Raw genomic sequence first — 13,225 nt, forward strand, 5'->3', positions numbered from 1 at the left:
AATTTAAAACTATCCGTTAAATTTGACGCCGCGCGCCCATAAATTTAACTCTGCAAATTTACCTTCACGATACGCGCGGTAAATTTCGCTTGCTTGACTAACGCTGCATGAATTTGAGCGCATTTAAAACAACAATCCTTTGCCGCAAATAACAAAAAGAAACAACGCTAGATTTGAGTAAATTTAAAAAGCTAGAAAATAGGGGCTTAGATTTAAGCCCCAAAGGCGTGAGTTTAGAGTAAAATTAAAATTTATAAGATACGTTAATCTTAAAGTTTCTGCCCGGCTCCCAGTCTACGTAGTTTGGATTGCCTGTATAATCAGCCATTCTTTGAGACTGCGAAGCATAAGTTTTATTAAAAAGGTTGTAAATTCCAGCATTTATCTCTAGCCCTTTAAATTTACCGCTACTTGGCGTATAGCTAGCATAGATGTCGCTAATTGCATAGCTTGGTATCTTGGCATTTTCACTATTGCCAGCTGATATGGTATTTTTTGAAGCGAAGTAGATTAGGTTGTAGCCTATTAGCGTATCGATGCTAGAAAATGCATACTCGGCGTTAAACGTATATTTATCGCCCTGATCGCGGTAACCGATAACGTTTGAGGTATAGTATCCGCCCCATTCTGTGTTTGCAACTCTATCTTTATATTTTACCTTTTGGTGAGTGTAGCTAGCAGCTAGGCTTAGTGCGTCTAAATTTAGCCTTGCAAGTAGCTCGATACCACTTATATCAGCCCCACCAGCATTTATACGTTTAAAAATAGTTGTTGTATTTGGCGGCGTTCCAACTTTATAAGAGCTGTTATCTACGATTAAGTTTTTATATTTTGTCATGAAGTATTTTGCAGATAAGCTATATGAGCTAGCTTCATTTATATCGCCATGATATTTAAGACCGGTTTCATAGCTATTGCCAGTCGTTGCTTTTAGCTTTTTATTTGCTTCAAAATTTTTTGCTCTACTAGCATACATAGACTCCATGACATCAGGCCCTCTAAAGACTCTTGCATAGCTTGCAAAAGCGTTAAGACCTTTAAGTATCTCATAATCAAGTGCAAGTGCTGGGGTAAATTCATCAAATTTATAGGTATAACTCTTTACGTTTCCGGCTCTACCATCGTAGCTTTTTAGCTCGTGGCGAGTGTATCTGATGCCAGGAGTAACGGTTAGTGAGCCAAAATTTAGCGCATCTTCTGCGTAGATAGAGTAGTTATTTACCTTTTCTGGGTAGTGATTGTCTGGTTTGTTGAAATTTTTACTTTGGTAAAACTCAGCGCCGTATCTAAGCGTCTGCGTCAAAGTGCCGGTCTCGACTATACTCTTAGCCTTTGCATTTATACCGTTTGTTTTTACGCCTAAAATTTTTAAGACCGGATCATCTTTTTTATGCTCAGTGTTGTATACCGTTACATCTAAATTTAGAAGATCACTTGGTTTATACTCGTATTTTAGCGTCGTCGTATCTCGCTCATATTTACGATTATCAACAGCATTTGAATCGCTGTACCAGCTACCAAACTCGGCTCTCATTGGATACATGCCTTTAAATTCATTATGTTCTCTTGAGATAGAAATTCTATGTGCATCAAGGAAGCTATAACCAAGCTTTAAAAGATAGCTAAGGTCATTGCCGTCGCCGCCTATCTTTCTTTTGTTGCCGCTTTTGCCGTAGTCGTAGCCCTTGTGATTAATAGCGGCTATAAAATCAAGTCCTTCAACCGGCGCGGTAAAGATCATAAGGCCTTGAGAAAATTCGCTGTTATTTGAGGCGTATCCTGTCTTTATCTTTGCGCCGATGATCTCACCATCATCAAGCAAGTCTTTTGCATCAACCGTTTTAAAGGCGACCGAACCGCCAAGCGCGCCCGAGCCGTTTACTACTGATCTTGAGCCAACCTCGACATCGACTGCTTTTATAAGATCCGGATCGATTAGCAAGTCGGCGTTGTGGTGAAAGGTATTTCCGTTTTGCTTCGCGCCGTCGATCGTGATATTTAAGCCGCGGTCGCTCACACCCCTCATGTAAATTTTTTGGTTCATGCCGTTCGTGCCACCTACGTAAACGCCGGGAATATCGCGCATGACGTCTTTTAGTATGCCTGCATTTCTAGTGCTTATCTTTACGTCGTCCACGCCGTAGCCGCCGCCGGTGCTTGTTACTTCTACGCCGCTTAGCGTTACGTTTTCGGCGGCATTTGCACCGATGGCTAGAGCCGCTACGAAAGAAATTTTCGCAACATTGTTAAAACTCATTTTTTCTCCTCTTTAAATTTACGAAAATTTGCGCCGATTTAGAAAAATATTTAAATTTTGTTTTCTTTAATCTGCTCAAATTTTGAAAACGAATACTACAATCTTAAGACTAAATTTTAGATAAATTTATCTAAAATATTACTTGCTTATTCGTTATTGACAATAAATACCATAATCTGATATAATTGCGCGCAAATTTTTATAAAAGGTAATAAATGGAATTTCTCAAACACAACGTCGATTACGTTATTATCGGCATTTTAGGGCTTATGAGTTTTACGGTAGTGTGGCTTACGATAGAGCGCTTGATCTTTTACGCAAACGTTAAATTTGAAAACTACAAGAATCAAGACGACTTTGAAGAGAGCGTAACCAGAAATTTAACAACGCTTTATATCGTTTATTCAAATGCGCCGTATATCGGGCTTTTAGGTACGGTTGCGGGCATCATGGTGACCTTTTACGACATGGGTATGAGCGGCGGCATCGACACTAAAAGTATCATGGTCGGCCTATCTCTCGCACTAAAAGCAACCGCGCTAGGCCTCATCGTCGCGATACCGACGCTAATGATTTACAACGCGTTTATGAGAAAAGTGGACGTTTTAGTAAACCGCTACAAGGCTTCACGTGAGAATGCCTAAAAAAGAGGGATTAAACGTAATCCCACTCATAGATATTATGCTCGTTTTGCTAGCCATCGTACTTAGCATTTCGACTTTTATCGCTCAAGGCCATATCAAAATCGATCTGCCAAACAGCGAAAGCGCGGAAAAAAAGCAAGACGAAAACGATAAAATCGCCGTTTTAATTAATAAAGATAATGAATTTTTTATAGGCGAAGATAAAATCGCCGAGGAAAATTTAAAAGAAAAGCTAAACGAGATAAAAAACGAAACGTTAATAGAACTCAAAAGCGATAAAGAGAGCAAATTCGACTCGTTTATCAAGGTTATCGACATATTAAAAGAAAAAAATCATGAAAACTTCGCTATCACGACAACAACTGAATAGACGCGCCAGCTTTACGGGGCTTGGCGTTTCTATCCTGTTGCACTCCGTTCTCATCGGCTCTTTTATCAAATTTTACGACGAGCTAAAGCCGATCCCAGAGGAAAAAAGCGTCAAGATAGCGCTAAATACCTTTACGCCGCCAGCAGCTCCGCTCCCGCCGGCACCAACTCCGCCGGCCCCGCCGCCTCCGGCACCGCCTGCGCCTCCGCCGCCTGAACCTGTCGTCACGCCGCCGGAGCCACCAAAACCGGTTGAGCCGCCTAAGCCGATAGAAAAACCAAAACCAATAGAAAAACCGGTAGAGAAACCAAAACCCGTAGAAAAGCCGGTTGAAAAGCCAAAGCCTAAACCTACGCCAAAACCGGTCAAAAAGCCTGAGCCTGAGCCGGAACAGCAAGTCGCGCAGGTAGCACCGCCCGCACAGCCATCGCCGCCTACTCCTACGCCGCCCGCGGCACAGCCAAGTAGCGCTCCAAGCTCGAATGTAAAATCAAATTTACCGCCTAGCGGAGCGGAAACGGTCGGGGAATTTAACTTCGCGACATCAGCCGGCGACGAGAGATTTTCTAAAATCCAAAAGGCGATACAAAAGCATCACAAATATCCTAAACGTGCGCAAAAAATGCGCCATCAGGGCGTAGTAGAGGTTAGCTTTTTGTATAAAAAAGACGGCACCGTCCGCGACGTAAAGGTGATAAAAAGCTCAGGCTATGAGACGCTAGACGAGGCCGCGGTCGAGCTCATAAACCGCGCCGCGCCGGACTTTCCGACACTTGATCGCGACTACGTCATAAAAATCCCGGTTAGTTACAAACTCACGTAAGTTTAAGCCGTTTTTGCGGCTTAAATTTCTACTTTTATTCTACAAATTTGACGCAATAAATCAAAAAATAAGCCACTATATTTATAAATTAGCGCCGCTAAAATCGGCCGTAATCAAATCAAATTTGACGGCGTAGCAGGGATGCAAATTTGCCAAACAGCTCGCCCAAGCGACTGGTCAAATTTGCGCCAAATTTATCCGACGAAACTAGTTCAAATTTATATCGAGGAATCTCGCCAAATTTTACTTAAAAGCCCTCTTATACGAGTTTTCTATCAGCTCAGAACACCTCAACTCGCTCATCGCAGCCTGCGCGAAATTTGGATTTCGCAGCAGCTCTCTGCCGTAGGCCACCGCGTCGCAAACGCCACCTAGTAGCAGTGCCTCGCCCTCGGACGCCTTTGTGATGAGTCCAACCGCGATCACTGGGATGCTAACGGCCTGCTTTACGGCCTTAGCGTAGCCAGCCTGATAAAGCGGAGTAAACGCAGGCGCGCTATCCGTGCGCTCAAAAAATCCGCCCGCCGAGACGTGGATAAACGCCGCGCCCAAAGCCTCGAGCTCCTTTGCTAGCCGCACGCTATCTTCTAGGCTCCAGTCGCCCTTCACCCAGCTATCCGCGCTTATGCGCACGCCGACGGGGATTTTTACCGCGGCTTTTATCTCGCTTAAAATTTCTTTTAAAAATCTCGTGCGATTTTCAAAGCTCCCGCCGTATTCGTCGTCTCGCAGATTGATCCCAGGTGAGAGAAATTCGCTGATGAGATAACCGTGCGCGGCGTGGATCTCGGTCGCGGCGTATCCTGCATGCTCGGCTCTGATCGCAGCCTGAACAAAAGCTTGCTTGACTGCAACAATATCGTCCGCGCTCATTTGACGCGGCGTTTTGTAACTCTCGCTAAATTTTACCGCACTAGGCGCGATCAGGCCATCGCACTCGCTTTTTCTGCCAGCGTGCGCGAGCTGGACGGCCATTGCGGCGCCGTATTTGACGCACTCTTTGACGAGTCTGGCGTGCGCCTCTAGCTGCTCGTCGTTCCATAGCCCCAGATCGCGGCTCGTGATCCTGCCCCTAGGCTCGACCGCCGTAGCTTCGACGATGATGAGCCCGACGCCTCCTAGCGCCCGTGCGGCGTAGTGCAGGCGGTGAAAGCACCTAGGGCAGCCGTTTTCGTTTTTGGCCTTATACATACACATCGGCGGCATCACGATGCGGTTTTTGATCTGCAGATCGCCGATTTTTAGCGGCGCAAAAAGCAAGCTTTGCATGAGAAATCCTTTAAAGATTATTTGCGGTTATTTTAGGATATTTGTTTAAATTTATGAACTCGCGCGGCAAATTTTAGCGACCGCACTAGTGAACGATCGACTATAAAGACGCGTGCGGCAACAGCCTAAGTTAGTTCCCGCCAAATTTGAAATTTGCTCGCCGCCGCTGAAATAGAAGCAAAGTACTCATCTGTATCCATGCCGCCTTTTTTATCTGTTTTAGTCTTAGCGTCACGCTAGCGTCCTGCCCATAGTAGCGGCGACATCGCAAACATCACCTTGCAAAAGCTAAAATTTCTCACATCCTCGTGCTATCCATCTCAGCGGTAAAGCTCGTAAAATTTAGATATATTGCCGCAAAGCGCTCGGTAAAAAACCGCAAAGTAGCTAAGGCTGCGTATATTCCCATTTGCCACTATCTTGCGCGCAGCAAAAGACATTGACAGCTTTGCCACCGAAAGCGCCGCCGTTTATCGCGAAAAATTCGCCCAAAACATCGTCTGCTACTAGCAAATATCTAGGCATCTGCCCTGCCTCGCTAAAACTCTTGCCAAGATTAAAACCGTAAATTCCACGCTTCACCTGCTCGCATCCTGAGCCAAGCACGCACAGCCAATTGCCGTCTATCACGATGCTGCCGCTCACATAAGCAAGCGCTTCCATCGGCGAGCGAGTAGTTACCTGAAGCCCCAAAAGCTCGCTTTGCGCCCTACTCTCATCACGCGGTAAAACTTCACTAGTTTTTAGCTTATTTAGCCGCTACTCGACCAACTCCCGGCCCGGCTCATTTGTATCTGTGGGCAGCTCTAGAACTCTTATTGCGCGTTCTTACGATAAATTTGATTAAATTTAAAAGAAGATTTTGGCGAGTCGCCCCGCCAAATTTGTATTAGAGGATTATTTTGCGTCCCAGGCTAAGATCGTGTTACCCTCGGCGTCGGTAGCCACGTCGCCCATGCCCATGATGTTGTAGCCGCAGTCGACGTAGTGCACCTCGCCGGTCACGCCGCTAGCAAGGTCGCTGAGTAGATACATCGCGCTTTTGCCGACGTCTTGCGTCGTGACGTTGCGCTTGAGCGGCGCGTTGATCTCGTTGTAGCGTAAAATCATCCTAAAATCGCCGATACCGCTTGCAGCAAGCGTCTTGATAGGGCCCGCGCTGATAGCGTTTACGCGGATGCCGCGCGCGCCAAGATCGTGAGCGAGATAGCGCACGGAGCTTTCAAGCGCTGCTTTTGCAACGCCCATAACGTTGTAGTGTGGCACAAATTTTGGTCCGCCAAGATATGTAAGAGTTAGCACCGAGCCACCCTCTTTTAGCACCGGCAGCACCGCGCGAGTAAGGCTTAGTAGCGAATACACGCTCGTGCCCATCGCGATATCAAAGGCTTCTTTGCTCGTGTTTACGAACTCGCCCTCTAGCGCTTCTTTTGGCGCATAAGCCACGGCATGCACGACAAAATCTATCTCGCCAAGGTCTGCTTTGATACGATCCGCAAGACCGTCCAAGTGAGCGGGGTTGTTTACGTCAAGCTCATAGACGAATTTGCTCCCAAACTCCTCCGCGATCGGCTCTACGCGTTTTTTCAGCGCGTCGTTTAGGTAGGTAAACGCCATCTGCGCACCCTGCTCGTGACAAGCTTCGGCGATGCCGTAAGCGATAGATTTGGCGTTAGCGACGCCGACGATGAGGCCCTTTTTCCCTTTTAAAATCATTATTTCTCCTTTAAAATTTGCTTGGCTTTTGAGCGCTTTTTGGCGATTTTGTTAAAATTTTGCTCGGCAGACCATCCGTCTAGCCTACACAAAATTTTAACTGCAAAGCCCCAAAAATCATCTCAAAATCCTTTGCAATTTGAAATTTATAAATTTACAAAATTCGACGAAACGCCAAATTTAATAGCGGCAGTATCGTGAGATGGATTTTAATGTTGTGTAGAAATTTTAAGTCAAAACTAGGCGCGTAGCCTGTCGCGGACTTAAAATTTCAAACTCATTAAAAGACACTCACGAGACAACGCGTATAAGCTCCAAAAACTTCGAAGCGTCCCAGCTCGCCGTACCTACTAGTACTCCATCACAGTTCGCGATTCCCGCTATCCCGCCGATATTTGCGACATTTACGCTGCCTCCGTAAAGTAGCGGCGCGCTCGTCTGCTCACGGATGAAATTTAAAATCTCCTCGATCTGCTCCGTGCCAGCACTTTTGCCAGTGCCTATCGCCCAAATTGGCTCGTAGGCGATCAGCAGCTGCTCGTAGCCAAGGTCGATATTTTTTAGCTGCCCTGCCAAAAACTCTTTCGTGCGCCCCGCTTCATTCACGCTCAAATTTTCGCCGATACAGTAGACGATCTGCCAGCCAGCCTTTGCGGCAAAATCGAATTTAGCGCGCAAAAGCTCCTCGCTCTCGCCTAGCTCGCGTCGTTCGGAGTGCCCGATCAGCACGCTTTTTACGCCAAATTCATCTAGCATCGCCTTACCAATCTCGCCGGTGTGAGCGCCGCTTTCGCACGGGTAGAAATTTTGCGCGCCGAGTTTAAATTTATGAGCCGCACCATCAAGCGCGCTAAACGGAGGAAATACCGTCACGTCGTCGTTTGCGCTTAAATTTGCGTCTAAAATTTCAGCGTATTTAGCAAAGCTAGCTCTCGTGTGATTGCACTTTAAATTTGCTAAAAACCTCACTCCGCAGCCTTTCTAAGCGGTTTTATGCCGGGCAGCTCCTTGCCTTCGATAAGCTCCAAGCTAGCGCCGCCTCCAGTCGAGATAAAGGTCATCTCGTCGGCGTCTCCCGCGCGCTCGACGACGTCGGCCGTATCGCCGCCGCCAACGACCGTAGTCGCGTGTGTGTCGATGATGGCGTGGCTCATTTTGATGCTACCTTTGCTAAATTTATCCATCTCAAAAACGCCCATCGGCCCGTTCCACCAGATGGTTTGCGCGTCGGCGATGACCTCTTTAAAGAGCCTAATGGACGCCGGTCCGATATCTAGCCCCATCCAGCCGCTTGGTATTTCTTGGGCTGGGACGAATTTCACGGCGCTTTCGGCCGAAAAGGTCTGGGCTGCGACGACGTCTACAGGTAGGTAAATCTTAACTCCAAGCTCCCTGCCCTTGCGTAAAATTTCGCGCGCGTCCTCGATGAGATCTTCTTCGAGCAAAGAGTTTCCGATATTTTCACCGAGCGATTTTAAAAACGTAAACGCCATGCCGCCGCCGATTATCAGCTTATCCACGCGCGGAAGCAGGTTGTGTAGGGCTTGTAGCTTGCCGCTTACCTTACTACCGCCGACGACCGCCACGAACGGGCGCGCAGGGTGTTTGATGAGATTTTGAGCGAAATTTATCTCTTTTTGTAGCAAAAATCCCGCCGCCTTGTGCTTCTCGTCGTAAAATTTAGTGATCGCCTCGACCGAACTGTGAGCCCTATGGCAGACGCCGAATGCATCGTTTATGTAAAATTCGCCGTATTTAGCGAGTTCGGCGGCTAGCGCCTCGTCGTTTTTGGTCTCGCCCTTTTCAAAGCGTAAATTTTCAAGAAGTAAAATTTCGCCCGGTTTTAGCGCAGCGACTTTGGCTTTGGCATCCGCGCCGACGACATCCTCGGCAAATATCACGTCTCTATCAAGCAGCCTTGAAAGCCTCTTTGCCACGCCTCGCAGCGAAAATTTCTCCTCAAAGCCGTTTTTGGGACGTCCTAGGTGGCTAGCCAAAACCACGCTGCAGCCGTTATCGAGGCAGTAGCGAATAGTTGGTATCGCTGAGCGGATCCTGCGGTCGTCGGTGATGTTTAAAAACTCATCCATAGGCACGTTAAAATCGCACCTGACAAATACCTTCGCGCCGCTGAGCTCAAGGTCGTTGATCGATAAAATTTCACTCATTTTTCACCCTTTAAATTTACTTCGTAGCCACGATCTTAGCTAGGTCTACAAGCCTTGTCGAGTAGCCCCACTCGTTGTCGTACCACGCAAAGACCTTCACCATATCATCAGCGATTACCTGCGTAGTGTCGCTCGCTACGATACTGCTGTACGCGCTCGTGCAAAAGTCGCTGCTCACTCTATAGTCGTCATCGACGAATAAAATTCCCCTTAAATTTGACTCCGCAGCCGCTCTAAACGCCTCGTTTATCTCATCTTTGCTGGCCGGTCTTTTTAAAACCGCCGTTAGATCGACCATTGATACGTTTGCGACCGGTACGCGGACGGCTTGGCCATGCATCTTGCCGTTTAGCTCAGGAAGCACTTTTGCGATCGCTTTGGCAGCTCCTGTGGTCGTAGGCCCGATATTTAGGGCTGCAGCGCGCGAGCGACGGAAGTCTTTAGCCTTCACGTCAACCAAGCTTTGGCCGTTCGTATAGGCGTGGATCGTGGTCATGAGCCCTTTTACGATGCCGAATTTATCGTTTAGCACCTTTGCGACGGGCGCTAGGCCGTTTGTGGTGCAGCTTGCGTTTGAGACGATCGCTTCGCCTGCGTATTTATCGTCGTTTACGCCGACTACAAACGTCGCCGTGTCGTCTTTAGCCGGAGCGCTCATGACGACCTTTTTCACGCCGCGAGCTAGATACGGTTCGCATTTTTCAGTGGTTAAAAACTTGCCCGTACACTCCAAAACCACGTCTGCGCCGTAGTCTGCGTAGCTAAGCTCGTTTAGATCTCTTGTTGAAAAAACTCTTATCTTTTTACCATTTACTTCTATAAAATCGTCGCTTATCACCTTAACGTCTTGCTTAAATTCGCCGTGCACGCTGTCGTATTTGAGCAGATAGCGCGTCATGTCGCGCGTCGCCGTGTCGTTGATAGCGACAAGCTCAACATCGTCTCGCTCTAAAATAATACGAGCGGCACACCTGCCGATACGTCCAAAACCGTTGATCGCGATTTTTACCATGTTTAGCTCCTTGTGCTAGATTTTCCGGTCGCTTTAGGGCGACCGGAAAGGTTATTTTCGTACTTTTAGCTTTTTGCGCGTTAAATTTACCCGCCTTTGCTCGTCGCCAAGCGCGTAAATTTAAGCCGCCCTAAAGCCCGCCTTTTGCAAATTTAGCCCTGCACGGACGCCAAAAGCAGCCCGTCAAAGCCCAAAAATCCCCAAATTTTACAAAATCTCCATTTAATTTGCGCTTTATCGGCGATTTTTTTGATTTTCAACCGAAATTCACTTCAAATTCGCTAAACTGCACCGAAATTTTAAAGGCAAATTTATGAAAATCGCGCTTTTCGGCGGCAGTTTCGACCCGCCTCATCTCGGGCACGACGCCGCCATCAGAGCCGCGTTAGAGCGGCTAGACGCGGATAAGCTCATCATCATGCCGACCTTTATCAGCCCATTTAAGAGCGAGTTTTCCGCTCCGCCGCTGCTTCGGCTAAGGTGGGCGAACGAGGCTTGGGGCGCGCTGACAAAAGTCTGCGTGAGCGACTACGAGATCGCGCAAAATCGTCCCGTACCGACGATAGAAAGCGTGCGTCATATACGGCAAATTTACGCCGTGAGCGAGCTTTACCTCATCATCGGCGCCGATCATCTGGCAAGCCTAGATAAATGGCACGAGATAGACGAGCTCTTTAAACTCGCGACCTTCGTCGTAGCTAGCCGCGGCGACGTAGCCGTGCCTGAAAATTTTAAAATTTTAAACATAAATGCGCCCGTTTCGTCCTCGCAAATCAGGCAAAATTTGGACAAAAGCCTGATGATACCGTGTATAGCGGACGAAGCGGCGAAATTTTACCAAGGAAAAACATGCAAGAAAGAATCGAACGAATCATCAAAATCCTAGACGCCAAAAAGGCCGAAGCCATCGAGGCTATCGACATGAGCGGGCGCGAATACATCGCAAAATGCGTCATCATCGCCACCACGATGGGCGAACGCCACGCCTACTCGCTAACCGACGACCTAAAAGAGGGTCTAAAGGACGAGGGCGAGCAGTTTTTAGGCATCGAAAGCTCAGGCGACTGGGTCGTGATCGATCTAGGCGACATCCTCATCCACCTCATGAGCGCACAGTACCGCGCAAAATACAACATCGAAGAGTTTTTAAGCAAGCTAAAAGAGGCAAAAGCTTAAGCTAAATTTGCTTGCCGCGCGGATAGCGTCAAATTTGCCTAAAGCGCAAAAGCGGACGGTAAATTTGACTAAAGCCGCCTCTGCTATAAACGATAAAAATTTGCTTGATCTCGCAAGCGGCGCGTTTGATTATCCGAGGCAAAAGCCGACGCGCAGGCCTTTCTTTTTATTTAAATTTGACCAGTTTTAGAAAGCTATTTTTGGACGCGATTTCGCCGGGCGGCTCCGGGCTAGCAGGAAGCGTGAAGCCCGCAAATTTAATCCACGGAACAAAAAAATGGAACTAAAAACTTACGCTAAATTTTTCCTGCGCTAAATAAAATCAAAAATCATCTTGCAAAACAGGAAGGAAAGTTTGCGGTCAAATTTGGCTCCCCAAGCCGGTAAAAAAGGCGGGAGACGCGACCTAAATTTCGCCCAAGAATTTGGCAAAAAGCGGGTGGCAAGCGGGACGTAAAGCACGAATTAGACGCGTTTAGCAGCGAGTCGGCTCGTCTCGCGATCGTCTTTACGGAGTTGGTAAAAATTTAGCCTTATAGGCTACATACCTTATCTTTGCTAAATTTTACGCTGCTTCCGCTTGCAATTGCGACCGTAAGCGGAAGTGCCTTCCCTCCCCAAAAAATCCATCTCGCAATACTTCGCACTATCCACGTAAAATTTAAACCCCAAAATCGAATCTAAATTGCGAAAACATTTTTAAGCCGTAGCCGTCAAATTTGACGTCTTTTACGGCGCTCTAGCCTTGCAAAAGCGGGCAAACAGGAGTCAAATTTGAACTTTTTAATACGCAAAAGCAACCGATTTTGCGCGCTACGGTCAAGGCAGTTTTAGCGCCGAAATTTAAATGCCGACTACCGCGAGTTTTTCCTGCGTTTTTTAGCGATTATTTTATAAATTAAAAGCCTGCCTTAAATCTATTTTTTATATAATCGATCAAAGTCAAGATAAAGGATACTTATGTTTAGAAAAACTTTTGCTTTATTGGTTGCGCTCTTTGCGGCGCATTTGTTTGCGGGCGACGCGTACTCGCACACGAGCGAGTCAGCCAGAAAGGGCATAGCGCAGGCTCAGATCGCGCTTCCAAAAAACGTCACGGGCGGCGATATTTACGTCGGACTTTTTAAAGACGCTCCAAAGACGCAAGCCAAAGCGCCGGTCGTAGTTTTTCTGCACGGCTCGTCCGGCATCAACAACAAAATAGGCCTTGACAAATGGCAAGAGTGGCTCGCAAAAGAGGGCATAGCAAGCTTTATGTTTGATAGTATGGCTCTGGAAAACAGGATAACGTACAAATCTCCGGCGGATAAGGAAATTTATGAAAAGGTTCATTCGCTGCGCTCTAGCGAAATCAAAGTCGCCCTGAATGCACTAAGAAACACGGAGTGGGCGGATACGAGTAAGCTGTTTTTAGCCGGCACCAGCGAAGGCGCGGTGGCTGTAGCCAGATACGATGGCAAGTACTTTTTGGGCAAGATAATAAACTCTTGGTCGTGCGAGGAAAACTACTTCGTAAAAGAGCATAAAACGGCGCTTAGCGATACGCCGGTTTTAAATTTAATAAGCGATCAGGATAAATATTTCTCTCAAAAAAATAGCTATCTAGGCAACGAAAACGCCGCCGGAAACTGCGCCGTAGCCTACGGCGACAAGAAAAACGCGATAGTTTTACTCCTGCCTAATGCTCCGCACACGCTCATAAATTTACCGGCCGCGCGCTTTGCGACCATTTCTTTTATCAAAAGCATACTTAGAGGCACGCTTGACGCCGATACGGTCGGCGAGTAACG

Annotated in this window: 13 protein-coding genes; 6 read left to right on the top strand and 7 right to left on the bottom strand. The window is 47.3% G+C overall.

Annotated elements, in window-relative coordinates:
- Positions 1 to 244 precede the first annotated feature (244 nt).
- A complete protein-coding gene (locus H7R39_RS10700; protein WP_185899289.1) occupies positions 245 to 2,257 on the bottom strand; it encodes a TonB-dependent receptor domain-containing protein in 2,013 nt (670 codons plus the stop codon).
- A 215-nt stretch (positions 2,258 to 2,472) separates the two neighbouring features.
- On the opposite strand from H7R39_RS10700, the gene exbB reads away from it, so the two are divergent.
- From exbB to H7R39_RS10715, 3 genes are read left to right on the top strand one after another with little or no spacing between them, the layout of a single operon-like run.
- A complete protein-coding gene (exbB, locus tag H7R39_RS10705; protein ID WP_002950017.1) occupies positions 2,473 to 2,901 on the top strand; it encodes a TonB-system energizer ExbB in 429 nt (142 codons plus the stop codon).
- On the top strand, positions 2,894 to 3,271 hold the full coding sequence (gene exbD / locus H7R39_RS10710) for a TonB system transport protein ExbD (protein ID WP_185899445.1): 378 nt from the start codon (positions 2,894 to 2,896) through the stop codon (positions 3,269 to 3,271). Before exbB ends, exbD begins: the two co-directional genes overlap by 8 nt.
- Entirely contained in the window at positions 3,237 to 4,094 is an 858-nt protein-coding gene (locus tag H7R39_RS10715) for an energy transducer TonB (protein ID WP_185899291.1), read from the top strand. The genes exbD and H7R39_RS10715 overlap by 35 nt, the downstream gene beginning before the upstream one ends.
- 243 nt (positions 4,095 to 4,337) lie before the next feature.
- Here the strand turns inward: H7R39_RS10715 and H7R39_RS10720 are convergent, their stop codons facing one another.
- The 6 genes from H7R39_RS10720 to gap form a co-directional block, all read right to left on the bottom strand.
- Positions 4,338 to 5,363 carry an NADH:flavin oxidoreductase/NADH oxidase gene (locus H7R39_RS10720; protein ID WP_185899292.1) on the bottom strand — a complete coding sequence of 342 codons (1,026 nt, stop codon included), beginning with the start codon at positions 5,361 to 5,363 and terminating at the stop codon, positions 4,338 to 4,340.
- Between the two features lie 387 nt (positions 5,364 to 5,750).
- Entirely contained in the window at positions 5,751 to 6,056 is a 306-nt protein-coding gene (locus tag H7R39_RS11375; RefSeq protein ID WP_228724783.1) for a DUF2625 family protein, read from the bottom strand.
- Positions 6,057 to 6,260: 204 nt separating this feature from the next.
- Positions 6,261 to 7,079: an enoyl-ACP reductase FabI gene (gene fabI, locus H7R39_RS10730; protein WP_185899294.1), complete on the bottom strand. Its 819-nt coding sequence runs from the start codon at positions 7,077 to 7,079 to the stop codon at positions 6,261 to 6,263.
- A gap of 291 nt (positions 7,080 to 7,370) precedes the next feature.
- The gene (locus H7R39_RS10735) at positions 7,371 to 8,048 is read right to left on the bottom strand and encodes a triose-phosphate isomerase (protein ID WP_185899296.1); all 678 of its coding nucleotides are present in this window, start codon (positions 8,046 to 8,048) and stop codon (positions 7,371 to 7,373) included.
- Positions 8,045 to 9,247 (bottom strand): phosphoglycerate kinase, encoded by a 1,203-nt coding sequence (locus H7R39_RS10740; RefSeq protein WP_185899298.1) that lies wholly within the window; start codon positions 9,245 to 9,247, stop codon positions 8,045 to 8,047. Before H7R39_RS10740 ends, H7R39_RS10735 begins: the two co-directional genes overlap by 4 nt.
- 16 nt (positions 9,248 to 9,263) lie before the next feature.
- Positions 9,264 to 10,259 (bottom strand): type I glyceraldehyde-3-phosphate dehydrogenase, encoded by a 996-nt coding sequence (gap, locus tag H7R39_RS10745; RefSeq protein ID WP_185899300.1) that lies wholly within the window; start codon positions 10,257 to 10,259, stop codon positions 9,264 to 9,266.
- A 313-nt stretch (positions 10,260 to 10,572) separates the two neighbouring features.
- On the opposite strand from gap, the gene nadD reads away from it, so the two are divergent.
- From nadD to H7R39_RS10760, 3 genes are all read left to right on the top strand, one after another.
- Entirely contained in the window at positions 10,573 to 11,145 is a 573-nt protein-coding gene (gene nadD / locus H7R39_RS10750; protein ID WP_185899302.1) for a nicotinate (nicotinamide) nucleotide adenylyltransferase, read from the top strand.
- Complete coding sequence (gene rsfS / locus H7R39_RS10755) at positions 11,109 to 11,435, top strand: ribosome silencing factor (RefSeq protein WP_009492759.1); 327 nt, start codon at positions 11,109 to 11,111, stop codon at positions 11,433 to 11,435. The genes nadD and rsfS overlap by 37 nt, the downstream gene beginning before the upstream one ends.
- Positions 11,436 to 12,395: 960 nt before the next feature.
- Positions 12,396 to 13,223, top strand: coding sequence for a dienelactone hydrolase family protein (locus H7R39_RS10760; RefSeq protein ID WP_185899304.1), 828 nt, complete (start codon positions 12,396 to 12,398; stop codon positions 13,221 to 13,223).
- Positions 13,224 to 13,225: the final 2 nt, after the last annotated feature.

It is taken from the genome of Campylobacter massiliensis, assembly GCF_014253065.1.
Lineage (GTDB): Bacteria > Campylobacterota > Campylobacteria > Campylobacterales > Campylobacteraceae > Campylobacter_A > Campylobacter_A massiliensis.

Bases quoted from the DNA above. Each gene is read 5' to 3' on its own strand.
- fabI (WP_185899294.1), bottom strand. From the start codon at position 7,079: ATGATTTTAAAAGGGAAAAAGGGCCTCATCGTCGGCGTCGCTAACGCC.
- exbD (WP_185899445.1), top strand. From the start codon at position 2,894: ATGCCTAAAAAAGAGGGATTAAACGTAATCCCACTCATAGATATTATG.
- H7R39_RS10720 (WP_185899292.1), bottom strand. From the start codon at position 5,363: ATGCAAAGCTTGCTTTTTGCGCCGCTAAAAATCGGCGATCTGCAGATC.
- H7R39_RS10740 (WP_185899298.1), bottom strand. From the start codon at position 9,247: ATGAGTGAAATTTTATCGATCAACGACCTTGAGCTCAGCGGCGCGAAG.
- H7R39_RS10715 (WP_185899291.1), top strand. From the start codon at position 3,237: ATGAAAACTTCGCTATCACGACAACAACTGAATAGACGCGCCAGCTTT.
- rsfS (WP_009492759.1), top strand. From the start codon at position 11,109: ATGCAAGAAAGAATCGAACGAATCATCAAAATCCTAGACGCCAAAAAG.
- H7R39_RS10760 (WP_185899304.1), top strand. From the start codon at position 12,396: ATGTTTAGAAAAACTTTTGCTTTATTGGTTGCGCTCTTTGCGGCGCAT.
- exbB (WP_002950017.1), top strand. From the start codon at position 2,473: ATGGAATTTCTCAAACACAACGTCGATTACGTTATTATCGGCATTTTA.
- H7R39_RS10700 (WP_185899289.1), bottom strand. From the start codon at position 2,257: ATGAGTTTTAACAATGTTGCGAAAATTTCTTTCGTAGCGGCTCTAGCC.
- nadD (WP_185899302.1), top strand. From the start codon at position 10,573: ATGAAAATCGCGCTTTTCGGCGGCAGTTTCGACCCGCCTCATCTCGGG.
- gap (WP_185899300.1), bottom strand. From the start codon at position 10,259: ATGGTAAAAATCGCGATCAACGGTTTTGGACGTATCGGCAGGTGTGCC.